The 18,036-nt window shown below is 46.1% G+C and carries 16 protein-coding genes; 15 read left to right on the plus strand and 1 reads right to left on the minus strand.

The window, feature by feature from the left end:
• Positions 1-98 precede the first annotated feature (98 nt).
• Positions 99-1,025, minus strand: a complete 927-nt coding sequence (locus PGS38_RS10040) for a DMT family transporter (protein ID WP_118641213.1) — start codon at positions 1,023-1,025, stop codon at positions 99-101.
• 315 nt (positions 1,026-1,340) lie between these two features.
• Between PGS38_RS10040 and PGS38_RS10045 the strand changes: the two genes are divergently transcribed.
• The 15 genes from PGS38_RS10045 to acpP all read left to right on the plus strand — a co-directional run bounded on the left by PGS38_RS10045 (position 1,341) and on the right by acpP (position 17,987).
• Entirely contained in the window at positions 1,341-3,269 is a 1,929-nt protein-coding gene (locus tag PGS38_RS10045) for an ABC transporter substrate-binding protein (protein ID WP_158580993.1), read from the plus strand.
• A gap of 99 nt (positions 3,270-3,368) precedes the next feature.
• Complete coding sequence (locus PGS38_RS10050) at positions 3,369-4,373, plus strand: ABC transporter permease (protein ID WP_022462698.1); 1,005 nt, start codon at positions 3,369-3,371, stop codon at positions 4,371-4,373.
• Between the two features lie 15 nt (positions 4,374-4,388).
• Positions 4,389-5,642 (plus strand): ABC transporter permease, encoded by a 1,254-nt coding sequence (locus tag PGS38_RS10055; protein WP_055228407.1) that lies wholly within the window; start codon positions 4,389-4,391, stop codon positions 5,640-5,642.
• A gap of 10 nt (positions 5,643-5,652) precedes the next feature.
• Positions 5,653-6,660, plus strand: a complete 1,008-nt coding sequence (locus PGS38_RS10060) for an ABC transporter ATP-binding protein (RefSeq protein ID WP_022462700.1) — start codon at positions 5,653-5,655, stop codon at positions 6,658-6,660.
• On the plus strand, positions 6,653-7,471 hold the full coding sequence (locus PGS38_RS10065) for an ABC transporter ATP-binding protein (RefSeq protein WP_022462701.1): 819 nt from the start codon (positions 6,653-6,655) through the stop codon (positions 7,469-7,471). The genes PGS38_RS10060 and PGS38_RS10065 overlap by 8 nt, the downstream gene beginning before the upstream one ends.
• Before the next feature lie 198 nt (positions 7,472-7,669).
• Positions 7,670-9,535 (plus strand): sensor histidine kinase, encoded by a 1,866-nt coding sequence (locus PGS38_RS10070; RefSeq protein ID WP_022462702.1) that lies wholly within the window; start codon positions 7,670-7,672, stop codon positions 9,533-9,535.
• On the plus strand, positions 9,507-10,955 hold the full coding sequence (locus PGS38_RS10075) for a response regulator (protein ID WP_055218831.1): 1,449 nt from the start codon (positions 9,507-9,509) through the stop codon (positions 10,953-10,955). Before PGS38_RS10070 ends, PGS38_RS10075 begins: the two co-directional genes overlap by 29 nt.
• Entirely contained in the window at positions 10,948-12,705 is a 1,758-nt protein-coding gene (locus PGS38_RS10080) for an ABC transporter ATP-binding protein (RefSeq protein WP_022462704.1), read from the plus strand. Before PGS38_RS10075 ends, PGS38_RS10080 begins: the two co-directional genes overlap by 8 nt.
• Before the next feature lie 115 nt (positions 12,706-12,820).
• Entirely contained in the window at positions 12,821-13,090 is a 270-nt protein-coding gene (locus PGS38_RS10085) for a spore coat associated protein CotJA (RefSeq protein ID WP_022462705.1), read from the plus strand.
• The gene (locus PGS38_RS10090; RefSeq protein ID WP_022462706.1) at positions 13,087-13,368 is read left to right on the plus strand and encodes a spore coat protein CotJB; all 282 of its coding nucleotides are present in this window, start codon (positions 13,087-13,089) and stop codon (positions 13,366-13,368) included. The genes PGS38_RS10085 and PGS38_RS10090 overlap by 4 nt, the downstream gene beginning before the upstream one ends.
• Before the next feature lie 3 nt (positions 13,369-13,371).
• Positions 13,372-14,025: a manganese catalase family protein gene (locus tag PGS38_RS10095; protein WP_055218834.1), complete on the plus strand. Its 654-nt coding sequence runs from the start codon at positions 13,372-13,374 to the stop codon at positions 14,023-14,025.
• A gap of 165 nt (positions 14,026-14,190) precedes the next feature.
• Positions 14,191-14,361, plus strand: coding sequence for a hypothetical protein (locus PGS38_RS10100; RefSeq protein ID WP_156327612.1), 171 nt, complete (start codon positions 14,191-14,193; stop codon positions 14,359-14,361).
• 186 nt (positions 14,362-14,547) lie between these two features.
• Positions 14,548-16,395 (plus strand): glycerophosphodiester phosphodiesterase, encoded by a 1,848-nt coding sequence (locus PGS38_RS10105; protein WP_118594904.1) that lies wholly within the window; start codon positions 14,548-14,550, stop codon positions 16,393-16,395.
• Positions 16,396-16,425: 30 nt separating this feature from the next.
• Complete coding sequence (locus PGS38_RS10110; RefSeq protein ID WP_226906412.1) at positions 16,426-17,658, plus strand: FtsW/RodA/SpoVE family cell cycle protein; 1,233 nt, start codon at positions 16,426-16,428, stop codon at positions 17,656-17,658.
• Positions 17,659-17,753: 95 nt separating this feature from the next.
• The gene (gene acpP / locus PGS38_RS10115) at positions 17,754-17,987 is read left to right on the plus strand and encodes an acyl carrier protein (RefSeq protein WP_022462712.1); all 234 of its coding nucleotides are present in this window, start codon (positions 17,754-17,756) and stop codon (positions 17,985-17,987) included.
• Positions 17,988-18,036: the final 49 nt, after the last annotated feature.

Here is an 18,036-nt window from a genome sequence, read left to right on the forward strand (position 1 = left end):
CACGCTGCGGCGGAGGGGAATTATGTCATCAAAGCAAGCTGCCGTAAGAAAGAAGCTCGCAAAACAGAAATCTTTCTTACACTGAAAAAGGAATAACATCAGGAAACAGCATTGGCTTTGTGAAAGTTCGGAAGCTGTACCAGCACGATCGCTGCAAACATCAGAATACAGCCGGAGAGCTCGCGAGCGGAGAGAGCCTGATGAAGGAGAATCCAACCGGCAAGAACAGAAAAAACGGATTCCAGGCTCATAAGCAGAGAAGCTGTGGCAGGATTTAATCCTTTCTGCCCGATGATCTGCAGGGTATAGCCAACACCTGAAGAGAGAATTCCGGCATAGAGAATCGGCATCCAGGCGTGCAGAAGATCGGAGAAGTTTACGGTTTCAAAGAGAACCATACAGACAGCGGACAGGATCGAACAGGTAAAAAACTGAATGCAGGACATTTTGATGCCGCTGACAAGCGGAGAAAAATGATCAATAACCAGAATATGTACGGTAAATCCGAGCGCGCAGGCAAGCACAAGAAAATCTCCCTTCTGCAAAGAGAAGGAGCCGTCTGTCATACAGAGCAGATAGAGACCAGCGACGGCAATAAGAACTGCGAGCCAGACCTTCGGCTGTACACGCTTTCGGAGAAAAAAACCGCAGACCGGAACAAGTACGATGTAAAGTGCGGTGATAAAACCGGCCTTTCCGACGGTTGTGTACTGGATGCCGATCTGCTGCAGAGTTGAGGCGACAAACAGTGCGATGCCGCAGAGAATACCGCCCGCCCAGAGCGTTTTTGGCTGTGTGCCATTTTCTGACGAAGCATCCGGCGGTAGGGTTCGCTTTTTACGCGAGGAGAAAAAGACAATCAGCGGAAGAAGCGTAAGTCCGCCGAGCAGGTTTCGTGCCGCGTTGAACGTAAAAGGTCCGACATAATCCATACCGGTCTGCTGTGCGACAAAGGCAGAACCCCAGATCGCAGCGGTCAGAAGCAGAAGCGCTGACTGTCGGTACTTATGAGAAACAGTATTCATAATAGAAAAAACCTCCTGAAATTGATACGATATTCATCATAGCACAAAGAGATGGAAAAAGCGAACGGAAAAATGTCGGAAAAGACGGAAAAATAGCACAAATAATCATAATGACGAAATAGTGCAGATGTTGCGAAAACGGATATGTGAAAAATGAGCAGAACAAAGGGAGTTAAAAAGAGTAAAATGAGCAATTTAACCAACATAAAACAAAAAAAGAACACCAAAAACAAAAAATAGACACTGTTTTTCTAACAGTCTTTGTGTATAATGAATTCATCAAGCAAGAACGAAAACCTTAAGGAGGTAAAAAGTATGAAAAAGCGTAACATGAAAGTCCTTGCACTGTTAATGACAGTGACAATGGCAGGAACGATGCTTGCCGGATGTGGAGACAGCGGAAGCACAAGCACTAGTTCAAGCGGAGGAGCAACAGCATCCTCCAGCGGAACAGCAGATGCATCAAGCGATACCACAGCAGCATCTTCCAGCACAGCAGATGCTTCCAGCGAAGATACCACAGGTTCAGATGATGTGGTAGGCGAGCTTCCAAGAAATGAAACTCTTTACTTCGCAGGACAGCAGTGGGGTACCGTCAATGATTACAACCCAATGTCAGCAAACTCAAACAATGCAATGGTTATAGCACAGGGCGATGCTTCACGTGTACTTGTTTATGAAACTCTTTATATGTGGAATCCACTGGATGCAAAAATGTATCCGTTGCTTGCAGACGGAGATCCGGTTTGGAACGATGCCCGTACCGAAATTACCGTTAAGATCAAAGCTGATGCAAAATGGAATGACGGCACACCGGTTACTGCAAAAGACGTAGCAGCTACCTATCATGCACATGTAGATTACAATTCTTCTACCGGCGCTGAAATGAAGAGCTACATTGCAGATGTTGTTGCACAGGATGACAGTACCGTAGTATTCAAACTGACAACGGATGACTCCGGCGAAGCAGTTAACCCGGTTCTTGCGGAAAGATATCTGCCGATGCTCTACATCATGCAGGAAAATTATTTAAAGACCGTAGCTGACAGAAACAACAACGATGCTGAAGCAATTAAAATGGATAAGATGGACGATCTGGTAACTTCCGGACCGTACAAAAAATACTTTGACAATGACCAGAACGTAGTTCTGATCCGCGATGATAATTATTGGGGACAGGCAGATTCCATGTGGGGTAAGCTTCCGGTTCCGAAATATATTTCTCACCCGATCTTTAAAGATAACGCAGCAGCTACCACCGCATTCCAGAATGGTGATATTGATGTGGCACAGATATTCATCACAGACCTTCAGAAATTGTGGTTAGAGCAGGATCTTCCGATTTCTACCTATGTTGATGAAGCACCGTATCAGCTGTGTATGACAATGCCTACCCTGTTCTTTAATACAGAAGTAGAAGGACTGGATCAGGTAGCTGTTCGTAAGGCAATCGCTATGGCAGTTGACTACGATCAGGTTATTTCTTCAGCAATGTCCGGACAGTCTCCTACCTTCGCAGATGTTCCGCGTTCTGTCATGAACCCGACCGATGCTGAGCAGGCTATGGTGGATCAGGATGCCTTAAAAGAGTATCAGTGGTCCAATGCCGATGTAGAAGGTGCTAAGAAGCTTCTGGACGATGCCGGAATCGTAGACACCGACGGAGACGGAATCCGTGAGTACAACGGAAAGAACCTTTCCTATAAGGCTGAGTGCCCGACAGGATGGTCTGACTGGAATGCAACCCTTGAAATCGTAGCAGCAGCAGGAAAGAATATTGGTATCAACATTGAGACCTACTTCCCGGAAGCAGCAAACTACAGCACGGATTACAGTACCGGAAACTTCGAAATCACCATGCAGTCCGGCCCTGGTACATCGGTTGCCAACCCGTACATGAGATGCCGTTTCTTCATGAGCTCTGATTACAACGATCTTGAGGTTAACTTCAGTGGTAACTTCGGTCATTATCAGAACGACCGTGTAGATGAAATCCTTGCAGCAATTCCTCATGAGACCGATGATGCAAAACTGAAAGATTACTATACAGAACTTTCCAAGATTATGCTGGAAGATTGCCCGTGTGTACCGCTGATGTACAGACCGCAGGTATTCCACGAAGTAAACGAGTCCGTATGGACCAACTATCCGCAGAAAGACGATGGAACCAATGTTCCTCCGATGGACTGCACCGATGGTTATGGCGTAGCAGCACTGTACAATCTGGAACTGATTGACGGCTGATTTGCCAAACAGAAAGAAAGCACACACTGAATTGTAACAGAGGCGGCCGGAGCCGGGGTGCTCCGGCCGCTTTTACAAAATCAGAAGGAGGGTTCCTCTATGAAAGGAATGAAAAAGTATTATACGCAGAAGATCATGTGGTATCTTTTGACGTTAGTCTTTGCAGTGCTGCTGAACTTCATTCTTCCGCGTCTGATGCCGGGCGATCCGGTTTCAACTATTGCGTCCAAATCGGTAGAAGGTATGACCGATGCGACTGCAATTCAGAAAGTATATGAAGACTATGCAGCGAAATTTGGTATTAACAAACCAATGTATGTCCAGTTTTTTACCTGGGTAAAAAATGCACTTCGCGGTGATTTCGGCATTTCTTTCAGCCAGTATCCGCGTACCGTATCCGATATTATTTCCAGTTCGGTTCTGTGGACCATATGTTTACAGCTTCCGGCCATTATTGTTGGATGGATTCTTGGTAACCTGCTTGGTGCAATTGCAGCTTACATGAAAGGTGTTTTCGACAAGGCAATCCTTCCGGCATTCCTGTTTATCAGTAACGTACCTGCCTTTGGTATGGCAACCGTACTTTTATTTGTTTTCTCACTGAAATTACATATTGCACCTGCAGCAGGCGGCTATGCGAGCAGTATGATTCCGCATATGAGCCTTGCTTTTATGAAATCTGTGCTTTCACATTACCAGTTGCCGTTCTGGTCTATCGTAATCATCACGATCGGCGGCCAGGCTATTGGTATGCGTTCAATGTCAATTTATGAATTGAATGCCGACTATGTAAAATACAGTCGTTTCCTTGGAATCAAGGATCATACGATTGTGAAATATGTGTTCCGTAACGCAATGCTTCCGCAGATCACCGGTCTTGCAATGTCCCTTGGTACCATGATAGGCGGTAACCTGGTAGCTGAGATGGTATTCAGTTATCCGGGACTTGGAACAACGATGCTCTCAGCAGTTACCGGCCAGGATTATCCGTTGCTTTCTGCCTGTACGTTAATCATTACTATCATGGTTCTGCTGGCCAACCTGCTTGTTGAACTTCTGTATGCAGTCATTGACCCACGTGTCAAAGCATCCCAGCAGGATTAGAAAGGAGAATACGCTATGAAAAATACAATCAAACAGATTTTTCATTCAGGAAAATTCGTGACAGGATTTGTAATCTTCTTGGCAATTCTCCTGACTATTATCATCTATCCGCTTGTTGTGGCAAAAGATCCGCTGGCAATGATCGGAAACGGAAACTTTTTCAAACCGGGTACCTATCTTTCGATTCAGGACACCGTAAATTCCGGCAAAACGTATAAGATGAATGTTGATGCAACCGCATCCATCGTTGAAAGCAAACTGACAATGGACAACCGTTCTATGATGGCAGAATGGCTGGAAAAATACGGCGGTGTAGATGCCAGTGAAATCGATGTTACCGATGCAGAAGGTCTGATTGCTCTCTGGGAGGAAAAATATGACCCAAATGCAGAACAGAAAGGCCTTATCGCAGCAAAAAAGAAAAAATATCAGCGTCTTGACAACGAAATCGACGGTATTTTAGAGGATGTTCCAACCATTATTGCCGAGAAAAATGAAGAGACCGGTGAGCTGGAAGAGGTTCAGAGCATCGACAGCAAGCAGTACATCAATGAAAAAGATGTCATTAACCGTCAGAACTTTGTTCTTGGTACAGATAACTTTGGTCGTGATGTTTTGACTGAGCTGATCTCTGCAACAGGTTCATCCCTGAAAATTGGTCTGGTTGCGGGAATCATTGCAACTGTGATCGGACTGTTCCTCGGACTTCTTGCAGGTTACCTTGGAGGTTTTGTGGACAACCTGATTCTGTTCTTTACCAACTTGTTCACCGTTATCCCATCCTTCGTTCTCCTGATCCTCATCTCCTACAGCGTAGGTGAGTCTCAGAGGGGAATCATGATGGTGGCACTCCTGATCGGAATTACCGCATGGCCGTGGACAACACGTTCTGTACGTTCCCAGGTTATTTCTCTTCGAAACCGTGACCATGTAAACCTTTCCAAACTGTCCGGCCACAGCATGCTGCGGATTGTCCTTACCGACATCCTTCCGTACGTTGCATCCTACGTTGTTATGGCCTTCATTCTCCAGATTTCCTCCGGAATTCTGGCAGAGGCACAGCTTTCTATGATCGGACTTGGACCGGCAACCACAAAGACTGCAACACTTGGTCTTATGATGCAATGGGCAACCCAGTACAATGCACACTTAAACGGTGCATGGTGGGCATATTTCCCGGTTATTCTTGTAATCGCACTTATTTCATTCTCTCTTAACCTGATGAACACCGGTCTTGACCAGGTATTCAACCCGCAGTTAAGAGACTAAGGAGGCAGCTATGGGAAAAGTAATGCTGGAAGTAAACAATCTGAAAACGAAATATGTAACTCGTTTTCATGAAGATGTATACGCCGTAGACGGAGTCTCCCTGAAGATTGAGGAGGGAAAATCCCTCGGTGTAGCAGGTGAGTCCGGCTGTGGTAAATCGACGCTGGCACTGTCCCTGATGGGCTATTATTTCGCACCGCTTCACTACATCAGCGGCGATATTATCGTAGATGGAAGAAAAATTTCCGGAATGAAACCAGACGATGTCCGGAAAAATATTCTGGGCAATGAGATCGCCTACATTCCGCAGGCAGCAATGAATGCTCTGAACCCGACACAGAAAATCATCCGATTTGTAGAAGACGTTATTCATGCGCATGATCCGAAAATGCCGAGAAAGGATATTTATGATCTGGCAAAAGAACGTTTTCAGATCTTAGGCCTGCCGGAGGAGGTACTGCAGAAGCATGCGGTTGAGCTTTCCGGAGGTATGAAACAGAGAACCGTTATCGCAATTTCGACCATTCTTTCTCCGAAGGTACTGATCGCCGATGAGCCATCGTCCGCGCTGGATGTAACTTCCCAGAAAATGGTTATTAAAATGATGCGTGATCTGATGGAAAAAGGATTTATCAAATCCATGATCTTCATCACACACGAGCTGCCGCTTCTTTACAACGTAACCGATGATATTATGGTTATGTATGCTGGACAGATTGTAGAAAAAGGTACCGCAAAAGAAATGGTATTCGATCCGCTGCATCCATATTCCAAAGGTCTGATGGGATCGATCATCGTTCCGGAGGAAGGTGTAAGAGAACAGAAGCTGACTGCAATTCCGGGAACTCCGCCAAACCTGAAGCATCCGCCGGAGGGCTGCCGTTTCGCAGACCGCTGTCCTTATGCACAGCCAACCTGCCGCGGTATGAAACCAGAGGTCATCGAACTGCCGAACGGAAGAGAGTACCGCTGCCTGATGTCTGAGAGAAAGGTTCGGGAGGTGTATGCAAATGCGTGATGGTAAAGAATTAAAACCATGCCTCTCCGGAAGAGGCGTAACGAAAGTGTTTGGCTTTGGCGATGCAAAAACGGTCGCTGTAGACCATGTTGATTTCGATTTTCATGAAGGTGAATTTGTTTCTATCGTAGGAGAATCCGGATCCGGAAAAACAACCCTTTCGAAGATGTTGCTCGGGCTGATCAGCGTAACGGAAGGTGAAATTGATTTCCAGGGTAAACCAAGAGACATCTCGAACGGAAAGAAGAAAAAAGAGTACTGGAAGGGAATTCAGGCGATTTTCCAGGATCCGTTTGCTTCCTACAATATGTTTAAACGTGTAGATTCTGTTCTGCTGGATTGCATTAATATGCGCGGTGACAAGAATCTGCCGAAAGAAGAAAAAGAACGTCTGATGACAGAGGCCTGCAGCTTTGTAAACTTAAAATACGCAGAACTGACAAACAAATATCCATTTGAGCTGTCAGGAGGCCAGATGCAGCGACTGATGATTGCACGTATTTTCCTTCTGAAACCAAAGATTCTGCTTGCCGATGAGCCGACGTCTATGATTGATGCCTGCTCACGTGCAACGATCCTGGATATGCTGCTGAAGCTGCGTGATGAGATCAATATGACGATTATCTTCATCACCCACGATATTGGTCTTGCTTACTATGTATCCGATAATGTTTATATTATGGAGCATGGAAAATTTGTGGAATCGGGACCGGCAGAAGAAGTAATTCTTCACCCGACAGCAGCGTATACCAAACGTCTGATCAGCGATGTTCCAAAGATTTATGAACCGTGGGATCTGACAACAGTATAACAATGGTACGAAAGCTGTTTCCCTGGAATCATGCTTTGCGTCATATATGAGTCTTGCGAAAAGAGAGACGGTGCACGGAAAAAAAGTGTACCGTCTTCTCTTTTTGTCAATAATTTTTCTGAAAAAATTGCTTTTTAAAGAAAAAACTGGTAAAATTAGTAAGGTTACAGAACCGAAAAGAAAACTGGGGGATGAAAAATGCGAAACTGGTTTCGCGGACTGAAACTGAACCAAAAATTTACCGTAACAACGTTGATCTTTATTTTTATTCCGCTTTTTGGCATGATGTGCTTTGGGTTTAGGAGTATCAAAAAGAATGCCATAGATCATGGGGTAAATGAAGCAGTAACGGCAATAGATCTTACCTGTGCGGAGGTGAATGCAAAAGCGAATGCCTGCTCAATGGTTGTAGATACGCTGCAGGAGTATGAACCGTTGGAAAAATATCTTCTTCATCTCAGGAGGGGAGAGGAGATCTCGGAGAGCTATTATCAGCAATTTCGAAACAACAGCATCAGCATAATCGATAAAATGCAGGAGGCAATGCCAGATCTGTACCAGATCCATATTTTTGCCATGGCAGATGGTTTTCTGGAGCAGCAGCCGATCCTGTATCAGAAGGAAAAGATGAAAAACTGCGCCTGGTACCGAAGCTATCAGGGCGGTGGACAGTGGTTTTTTGACATACAGGAAAAAAATATTATCTCCGGTACAAAAAAAGAAGGTTCCCATTTGATGACTTATGTACGGGAACTGCGGGATCAAAGCGGAGGAAGGCTTGGCGTGATCGAGGTATCCATGCGTATGGCAGACATATTTCCCGAAATTTATCGATCCGGTGACAGCAGCTGGGCCTGCTTTGTTGATGAAAATTGGAATTTATATGACTGCGGAAAAACAGCGGCAGCCTGCAAATGGCAGTCCTATCGGGGGCTGATTCTGTTCCGGGCAGGAATCCGTGACAGAAAAGAGAGTCAGCAGAGCGCGGTGATTGACCGGAAAAACGTTGCAATTGTGCTTCGGAAAGTCGATAAACTCAATGGAATGTTTGTAACACTGACCAATTTGGATGATGCAACCGGAAACATGATCAAACAGCAGCAGAGAATGCTGCTTGAATTTGCCGGCTTCGGGCTGCTTCTGATTGTGGTGGTCAATCTGATTGTGCGTGGCCTGCTGAAGGAGTTTTATGACGTCCTGTGTGAGATGCGTCAGATTGACAATGGAACAACAAAGATAAAGGTTTGTTACAGCGCAGAAGAGATGCGGGAAATGAGCTATGGTATCAACGGAATGCTGGAGAGAATTCAGAAACAGAACGAGGAAAGCATCAAAAGGGAGGCAGCGCTGAAAGATACGGCAATCCGGGCAATGCAGAACCAGATTAACGCTCATTTTATTTATAATGTTCTGGAATCCATTAAGATGATGGCTGAGATTAATGAAGAGTATACGATTTCCGATGCGGTAACAGCACTTGGTGAAATGCTGCACTACAATATGCGCTGGAATAAATTTCTGGTAACCGTTCAGGATGAGATGAATTATATTCAGAACTATGTGGAACTGATGAATCTGCGGTATGATTTCACAATTACATTATCTGTTCAGATACCGGAAAATTTGTATCGGCAGGATATCCCCAAGATGTCTCTTCAGCCGATTGTGGAAAATGCAATCACACATGGAATTGAGGAGCTGGATGCAGACGCCGTCATTGAAATCAAAGGAATAGAGCATGAAAAGAGCTTTGAGATTGAAATCACAGATTCCGGAATAGGCATGTCAGAAAAGCAGCTTGCAATTCTGAGACGTAAACTAAGAATGCGCCTGAATTCAGATACACAGCCGAAACATGGAATCGGGCTTCGGAATGTACAGGACAGAATCCACATTCAATTTGGAACAGAGTATGGACTGTCAGTTTATACAAAAGAGCATTGCTATACGAAGGTGAGCATTCATCTTCCCATCACGAGGGGGAAATATTCTCCGATGGATCAAGAGGGTGACGAGAAAGAGGAAGAAAAAGAAAATGAATACACTGCTGGTTGTAGAAGATGAAAAATTGATTCGACAGGGAATCGTGGCGATGATCCGGCGAAGCAGCGTGCCGGTGGAGGAGATTCTGGAGTGTCGAAACGGAGAAGAGGCATTGGAGATTTTGAGAAAACAGAGGGTGGACGTCATGTTCACTGATATCCGTATGCCCAAAATGGACGGTCTGACACTGGTCAACAAAATGGAGGAGCTGTCACAGAAACCTGTTGTTATTGTTTTAAGTGGCTATGATGAATTTTCCTATGCGGTTGAAATGATGAAACATGGAGTTCGGGACTATATTTTAAAACCGATCAAGCGGGAGACGATAGAACAGCTTCTGGAAAATCTGGAACGAGAGCTTTCGGAGACCCGGGAAACGGAAGAAGAGGAAGAACGGTGCTTTTTAAATCAGCTCCGTTATCTGATGATGAATGCAGAAATGGCCGAAGAAAAAGAATGGATGGATATGGAAAGCAGGATCCGGCGCCACATCGGAAACGACAGCTTCCGGATCCTGCTGACCAGCAAGGCAAATGGGGAACGGTTTTCGAAATGCAGCGGAATTCTGCTGGAAGGCGTAGAAGGAGGAGTTCTGTATCTTCTGCCGGAACCGGAGGCAGAGCGGATCATGAAAGAAAAAGATGAGAGATTTTGTCTCGGAGTGGGAAAAGAACATCGTTCTGTGATGGAAATTCCAGAGGCATACCAGGAAGCACTGCTGGCCCGGGAAATGGCATTTATACAGAAAAATCCTGTGGAAGAATATCAGAAAAAATGTTTTGAGGAAAAGCCGGAGCTGGCACAGTTTCAGGAAAAATTTATTCTGCAGGTGCCAACGGACCGGGCAGATACTGTGCTGCGAAAAATGCGGAACTGGTATTTTGAGGCGGCGCATCAGAGGGTCTCCCCCTATCAGCTTCTGACAGTGACGGAAGCAATCTGCAAAGAACTGGATCTTTTTTACCGCATGCCGGAAAAACAGGAAAAATGTCCGCGTCCTCTGCAGTACCGTGATGCAGATCTGTTTCTGGATGCGTTTGAAGAATGGATACACGTTTACAGGGAAAGCCTGAAAAGTCAGACAGCCGGAAAAGAAAAAATGGAAGAGGCAATTTCATATATTCGGGAAAATTATGCAAAAGATCTGAATATGGCGATGGTATCTAACCATATTTGCATGAATTATTCGCTGTTTTCAGCAGCGTTTAAAGAACATACCGGTGTGAATTTTGTGAACTATCTGAAGGAGATCCGCATTGCGGAGGCAAAGCGTCTGTTGATTCAAACAGAAGATAAAATTACGGAAATTGCCAAACAGGTTGGATTTGAAAATGATAAGCATTTCATGAAATCATTTAAAACGGCATGCGGCGTATCACCGTCTGAGTTCCGAAAAGATTACAAAATGGTTTCCAACGGAAAGGGAGGACAGGATGAGTAAAGAAAAAGAAACCGGAAAAGAGAAGGGAAGAATCCGCCAGCTGGCGCGGTATTACATTCCATATAAGGGATTGTTTTTTACCGACATGTTTTTTGCAATGCTTGGAGCAGCCATTACACTGGTGATTCCACTGATTGTACGGTATATTACGAGTACGGTTGTGGAAAAGCCGCTGGAGCAGGCAACGGGTGAGATTATCCGCCTAGGTATTCTGATGATTGCTATGGTTCTGGTTGAAATGTACTGTAACTTTTATATTGCCTATTACGGCCATGTGATGGGGGCGCGGATTGAGCATGATATGCGGAACGAGATCTTCGGCCATTATCAGAAGCTTTCGTTTGCTTTTTTCGATAACCAGAAGGTCGGCCATCTGTTGTCACGCATCACAAGCGATCTGTTCGATATCAGTGAGCTTTTACATCATGGGCCGGAGAATATTGTCATTTCGTTTATCAAACTGATCGGCGCGATGATTATTCTGTTTGTGGTAAATCCGATGCTGGCATGTGTGCCGCTTGTGGTTATTGTGGTGATGCTGCTGTTTGCGTTAGTGATGAACAGCCGCATGAAGAGTGCATTCAAGGAAAACCGCCGCAGAATTGCGGATATCAACAGTCAGATCGAGGACAGCCTTTCGGGGATCCGTGTTGTCAAATCGTTTGGAAATGAGACAGAGGAGATGCGAAAGTTCAATGCGGGAAATGACCGTTTTGTCGATTCGAAGAAGGTCAGCTACCGCTATATGGGAATTTACAATTCGGGAATGGGAGCCTTTTCGACGCTGATTACCGTTATTTCGCTGATTGTCGGCGCATTGCTGATGACAGGTGGGAAGCTTGGGGCGGCCGATCTGGTTACCTTTCTTCTGTACATCAACAACTGCACAGATCCGGTGAAAAAGCTGGTGAACTTTACGGAGCAGTTCCAGAATGGTTATTCCGGTTACGAACGTTTCCTGGAAATTATGAGCATCGCACCGGACATCCAGGACAAGCCGGATGCACTGCCACTGAAGAATGTGCAAGGAGAAGTAACCTTTGAAAACGTTTCGTTCCATTATGAGGAGTCGAAGGAGAATGTGTTAAGCAATGTGAATCTGCATGTCCCGGCAGGAGACTATGTGGCGCTGGTGGGCAGCTCCGGCGCCGGAAAGACGACACTCTGTTCTCTGCTTCCGCGTTTTTACGATGTGACAGAAGGAAGGATTCTACTGGATGGAAAGGATATCCGCGATGTGAAATTGAAGGATCTGCGCGATGAAATCGGTATTGTGCAGCAGGATGTGTACCTGTTTGCGGGAACGATCATCGATAACATTCGCTATGGCAGACCGGATGCGACCGACGAGGAGGTCATCCGCGCAGCGAAAGCGGCCAATGCACATGAATTTATCATGGAGCTGGCGGACGGCTACGACACCGATATCGGCCAGCGCGGCGTAAAACTTTCCGGTGGCCAGAAACAACGGCTTTCCATCGCCCGCGTATTCCTCAAAAACCCGCCGATCCTGATTTTCGACGAGGCAACCTCAGCGCTCGACAACGAAAGCGAAAAAGTCGTCCAGAAATCTTTGGAACTTCTGGCGAAAGACAGGACAACCTTCGTGATTGCGCACCGGCTGTCCACAATCCGGAATGCAAAGCGGATTCTGGTGCTGACGGAGAATGGAATTGCGGAGGAAGGCACACATAAGGAACTGCTCGCGAAAGGCGGGATTTATGCGCATTTGTATGAGATGCAGTTTTGATGAAAATTTCATTAGTATGACAGAAAGGCAGCGGAAGAGAAACCGCTGCCTTTTTTGACACTTTCTTATTTTCTTCATACTCTATAAAGAACAGAAAATGAAAGAGGAACATGGTATGGATTCATCCCGTATGAATCGCGGCTGCTGCGGTGCGAACAATATGCAGAACCGCCGCGCCGCTTCAAACAATATGGAACTGAAGATGGAACCAAGGAATTTCCCGCGGAAAATGCAGCATGTAGATCATATGATACCTGCAATGGCGTACGTTCCGATGCAGCGGTTTGAACAGATCTATGATCTTTCCACTGCATTAAAAAATGGAACCTTATTTCCGGAACTCTGTAAACCATTCTGTGGAAAGGGAGGAGGAGAGTGCCTATGATGCCGCAGATGCCATCCCGTGAAAAGCTGCTCGCCTGGATTGATCAGGTCAGCTTTGCTGTTGTTGAAATGAACCTTTACCTCGACACCCACCCGGAGGATGAAGATGCACTTGCCTTTTTCCGGGAAAAAGTGGAGCTTCGAAAAGAAGCACTGAAACAGTACGCCGAACAGTACGGTCCGCTCACGATCGATACCGCCAACGACCGCATGAGCCGTTCTTTCGAATGGGTTATGCAGCCATGGCCGTGGGAAGTCAACCGGAAAGGAGGGTGCTGACGGATGTGGAATTATGAAAAACGCCTCGAGTATCCTGTAAACATCACGACACCAAACCCCAAAATCGCCCAAATTATCATGAGTCAGTACGGTGGACCGGATGGAGAGATGGGCGCATCCATGCGGTATCTCTCTCAGCGTTTCACAGCACCGAACCGAATTGTAGCAGGGGTGTTGAATGATGTTGGGACAGAAGAACTCGCACACCTTGAGATGGTTTCAACGATCGTTCATCAGCTCACCTGCAATCTTTCTCTGGAAGAAATTCAGAACTCTGGTTTTGCCAATTACTATGTAGACCACACAGCCGGAATCTGGCCGCAGGCGGCTGGCGGAGTTCCGTTTAATTCTTGTGAGTTCCAGTCGAAAGGTGATCCTTTGACAGATTTGTTCGAAGACCTCGCTGCGGAGCAGAAAGCCCGGTCAACGTATGATAACATCCTTCGTTTGGTAAAAGATCCTGAAGTTGCAGATCCGATTCGTTTCCTGCGGGCGCGTGAAGTTGTGCATTTCCAGCGTTTTGGTGAAGCACTGCGTTCTGTACAGGATGAATTGAATTCGAAGAACTTTTATGCGTTTAATCCGTCGTTTGATGCAAAGACTTTCTGTGCGGCACCGCAGCCAGGGGCAGGTCAGGGGAATTGCTGCACAAGATAGTAAATTAAAAATCAAAGAACAGCACACCACTGGAAAATCCCATCTGAAAAACAGGTGGGATTTTTTGGGTTTACAGTAAGAAAATCTTATCCAGTCGTAAATCATTATCCCATCATAATATAGAAAAAAGACTTTCAAAAACAGAAAAGTCAGAAAGGATGTTCCATGGAAGCAATGAATTATGTAAAGCCCGAACTCATCGTCGTTGCGTTCGTGCTGTATTTTTTCGGTGTTGCTTTGCGGCAGGCACCGGATGCGGACAGCAGGATGGAAAAATCAGTAAGCAGCCCATCCGCCATGGTAAAAAAACTGCAGAAGTGGTGCAACCAGAAATAGAAAAAAGAATACTCAAAGACCCGGTTTTGTGTTATACTGGAAGATAGTTTAAAATGAACAGAAAGAAAAGAGCTTCAAAAAAGACTCGAAGTGTCAAATGTAAAATACAAAAGAGAAAAAATAAAGGTAATTTTTGCATACAGATTCATCGGGGGAATTGCGGCTGACAGGAGAGAACAACAGCAGATGAGAAAAAAGGCAGTAAAAAATGCAGGAATGATACGAATTTATCTGAATATGGCATGGAAACTTTTGCAGAAAAACCTGCTTAGCATCGTGATATTTGAGACGGTCTACCGCCTGTTTTCCAGCCAGCTGGTTTCAAGACTCGCCAATGCGGCGATCAACTTTTCCTTAAAACAGCTGGGAACGAGTTATATGACATCGGAAAACTTCAACAAGATCATGTTGCATCCGCTGACCCTTCTGTTGATTTTTGGAATTCTGCTTGTTTTCTTTTTCTGTATGCTGTTTGAAATCTATGCTGTCATGGCGGCTCTGGAGGCCTCCTGGAAACGAAAACGGATTTCCGTTCCTGTCATGATGCTTGCCGGCGGAAGAGGAGCCGCACAGTTTGTGCGTGCCCGCCCGTGGACCTGGTTTTTCTACATGGCAGCGAGCTTCCCGTACCTTTGGCTGCACAGCAGCTACAGCGCCATCCGCAGTATGAAACTGCTTCAGGTTTCCCTGACGAAGATTTTCAATGCCTTCCCGGCATACTGGATCCCTGTGGTGCTGACGATTCTGCTTGTCGCGTTCTCGTTTGTGTTTTCCTACACCATCCCGTTCCGGTGCATGATGACGGAAAAAGAGAAAAATACCCATCTGCGGGTGCGCCAGACACTGGAAAAACGCGTGCTGCGTGAGCTTGGCATCAACGTCTTTTTCCAGGTGATGATTTTTCTGATTACGTGGGTTTTGTATCTGATTTTCGGAACGGCTGTCGTTGCCTATGCAAAGCTGGTGAAAACGCCGTCTACCGTTGTCAGTACCGTCATCGTCTATGGTGACTGGGTCAAATCGACGATGAGCCTGATCGGCGGAGCGTTCGGCCTTGTCGGAAGCATTACGTATCTGTATCTGATTTTTATCCGTTCCTCCCGAAAGGGCTACCAGAAGAGCCGGACAACGAAAAAGCCGAGCTCGAAGCTGGTACGCACCTTCTGCGGTCCGGTAACGGCGGTGGTTCTCACGATCGCCATGCTGGCGGGAGAAACGGTTTATCTTGTATATGCCATGCGCGCAACACGTGCAGAGGCAACGGCTTCCTCCCAGTATATTTCGGTGTCAGCGCACCGGGGCGGAGCCAGAAAAGCACCGGAAAATACGATGAGCGCGATCAAATATGCAGTGGACAGCATGTCGGATTATGCGGAGATCGATGTACAGGAGACGAGTGATGGTGAGATTGTCCTTCTGCACGACACAAATCTGAAGCGGACAACCGGTCTGAATGCCAGCATCTGGACCCTGACCTACGATGAAATCAGCCAGCTTGATGCCGGTGTACGATTCAACAAAAAATTCCGCGGCGAGCAGATTCCGAAGCTGGAAGAAGTCATCGCGTACGCGAAAGGAAAAATCAACCTGAATATCGAAGTAAAATACAACGGCCACAACCAGAATATTGTCAAAAAAGTGGTGAAAATCATCGAGGACAATGACTTTGTGGATCAGTGTGTGCTGACTTCCATGAACTACAATTTCCTCAGGCAGGCAAAGAAAATCAATCCGGATATCAAGACCGGGTATACGATGAAAATGTCGTACGGAGGCCTGGAGGATATGGACGCGGCGGACTTCTTTTCTGTAAAATATACGTACATCACAGAAAGCTTTGTAGAGCATGCGCACAGTCTTGGTAAAGAAGTCTGTGCCTGGACGCTGAATTATCAGGGAGATATGCAGCGGATGGTCAACTGCGGCGTGGACAACATTATCACGGACGATCCGGAGCTGGTGCGTAAGGTTATCCTCGGAACGACCGACCGAAATCCGGGCTTTGTCAGCCTGCTTGGCTATGCACTGAAATAAATGGAGGAAAACAATGGAGGTGGAAACTTCATGGCAGAGAAAGTAAACATGCCATCCCAGAAGAAAGAAAAGAAGAAAAAGAGGAAGAAAAAACTTCCTTCGGATTTTTATGATTATAACCTGCTGGCCTGCACTATTTTGCTGGTCAGCTTCGGACTGATTATGCTGTACAGCGCGAGTGCCTACGAGGCGGCCAGTACATTCAAGGGAAATGATATGTATTATTTCACGCATCAGGCGGGGCTTTCTGCTATTGTTCTGGTGGGGATTGTGATATTGTCGAAGTTTGTAGATTATCATAGTGTATGGTTCCAGCGGATTGCAGCACTGGTATACTGGGGAAGTCTCCTTCTGATGGCGGCGGTAAGGTTTACGCCGCTTGGTTATGAAGCCTACGGGGCGAGAAGATGGCTCCGGATCGGCGGTGTCAGTCTTCAGCCTGCGGAGATTGGAAAGCTGGGGCTGATTCTGTATTTGCCATACATTATCCTGAAGATGGGAAAAAATATGCGTACCATCCGCGCAAAAGCGATTGTCCTCGGACTTGGCGTGCTGCAGGCGCTGGCTGCGTGGATTCTGACGGACAACCTGAGTACCGCCATTATTCTTGGACTCATCGCCTGCGTCATTTTGTTTCTGGCGGACCCGGAGGTAAAATTTTATGCGCGTGTGATTCCGGGCGCGGCAGTAATTGGCGTTTTTGCGATTATCATTTTAAAAAATAATCTGCAGATCTTTGAAAGAATAGGCGGTGACTTCCGGTCGAACCGTATCTATGAATGGCTTTCCGGAGGCAGCTATCAGATTCTGCAGGGACTTTATGCGATTGGATCCGGTGGATTTCTCGGAAAAGGACTTGGCAACAGTACGCAGAAGATTACAACAATTCCGGAAGCACAGAACGATATGATCTTCTCGATCATCTGCGAGGAGCTTGGAATATTTGGCGCGCTTCTTGTATTGCTGCTGTTTGGCTACCTGCTGTACCGTCTGTTTGTGGTTGCACAGAATGCGCCGGACGCGTATGGAATGCTGATGGTGAGCGGCGTTTTTGCACATATTTCCATTCAGGTTATTCTGAACCTGTGCGTTGTTCTGAAACTGATGCCGGCAACGGGAATTACCCTTCCATTTATCAGTTACGGAGGAACATCGGTGCTCTTTATCCTGACGGAAATCGGCATTGCCCTGTGCGTCTCCCGCTTTATTGTGTTCCAGGATGGAAAGAGCGGAGAAGGAGAGGCACAGGCGGAAGAACAGTAAAAGTAGAAAAATCTATTGACAAATGCCGGAATAACAGATACACTTTTTTCGAAAGAAATACTGGCTGCCGGGTAGAGGCAGGAAGGAGCAGAATAATGTTAGAAAAGATAAAAGAAATTTTAGTAGAACAGCTCAACTGTGATGCAGACAGCATCAACGAAGATACCTCTTTTAAAGATGACCTGGGTGCAGATTCCCTGGATCTTTACGAGATGGTTATGGCATTAGAAGACGAGTACGGAATTGAAATCGACACCGACGAACTGACAGACCTTTCTACCGTCGGCGACTTTATGGAATATTTGAAACAGCACGGCGTAGAGGTCTGAAAAAGAGCATTGCCGCTGGCAAAAGTGGAAGGATGGTGCAGCTCGGAAG

The organism is Fusicatenibacter saccharivorans (assembly GCF_027667425.1).
Lineage (GTDB): Bacteria > Bacillota > Clostridia > Lachnospirales > Lachnospiraceae > Fusicatenibacter > Fusicatenibacter saccharivorans.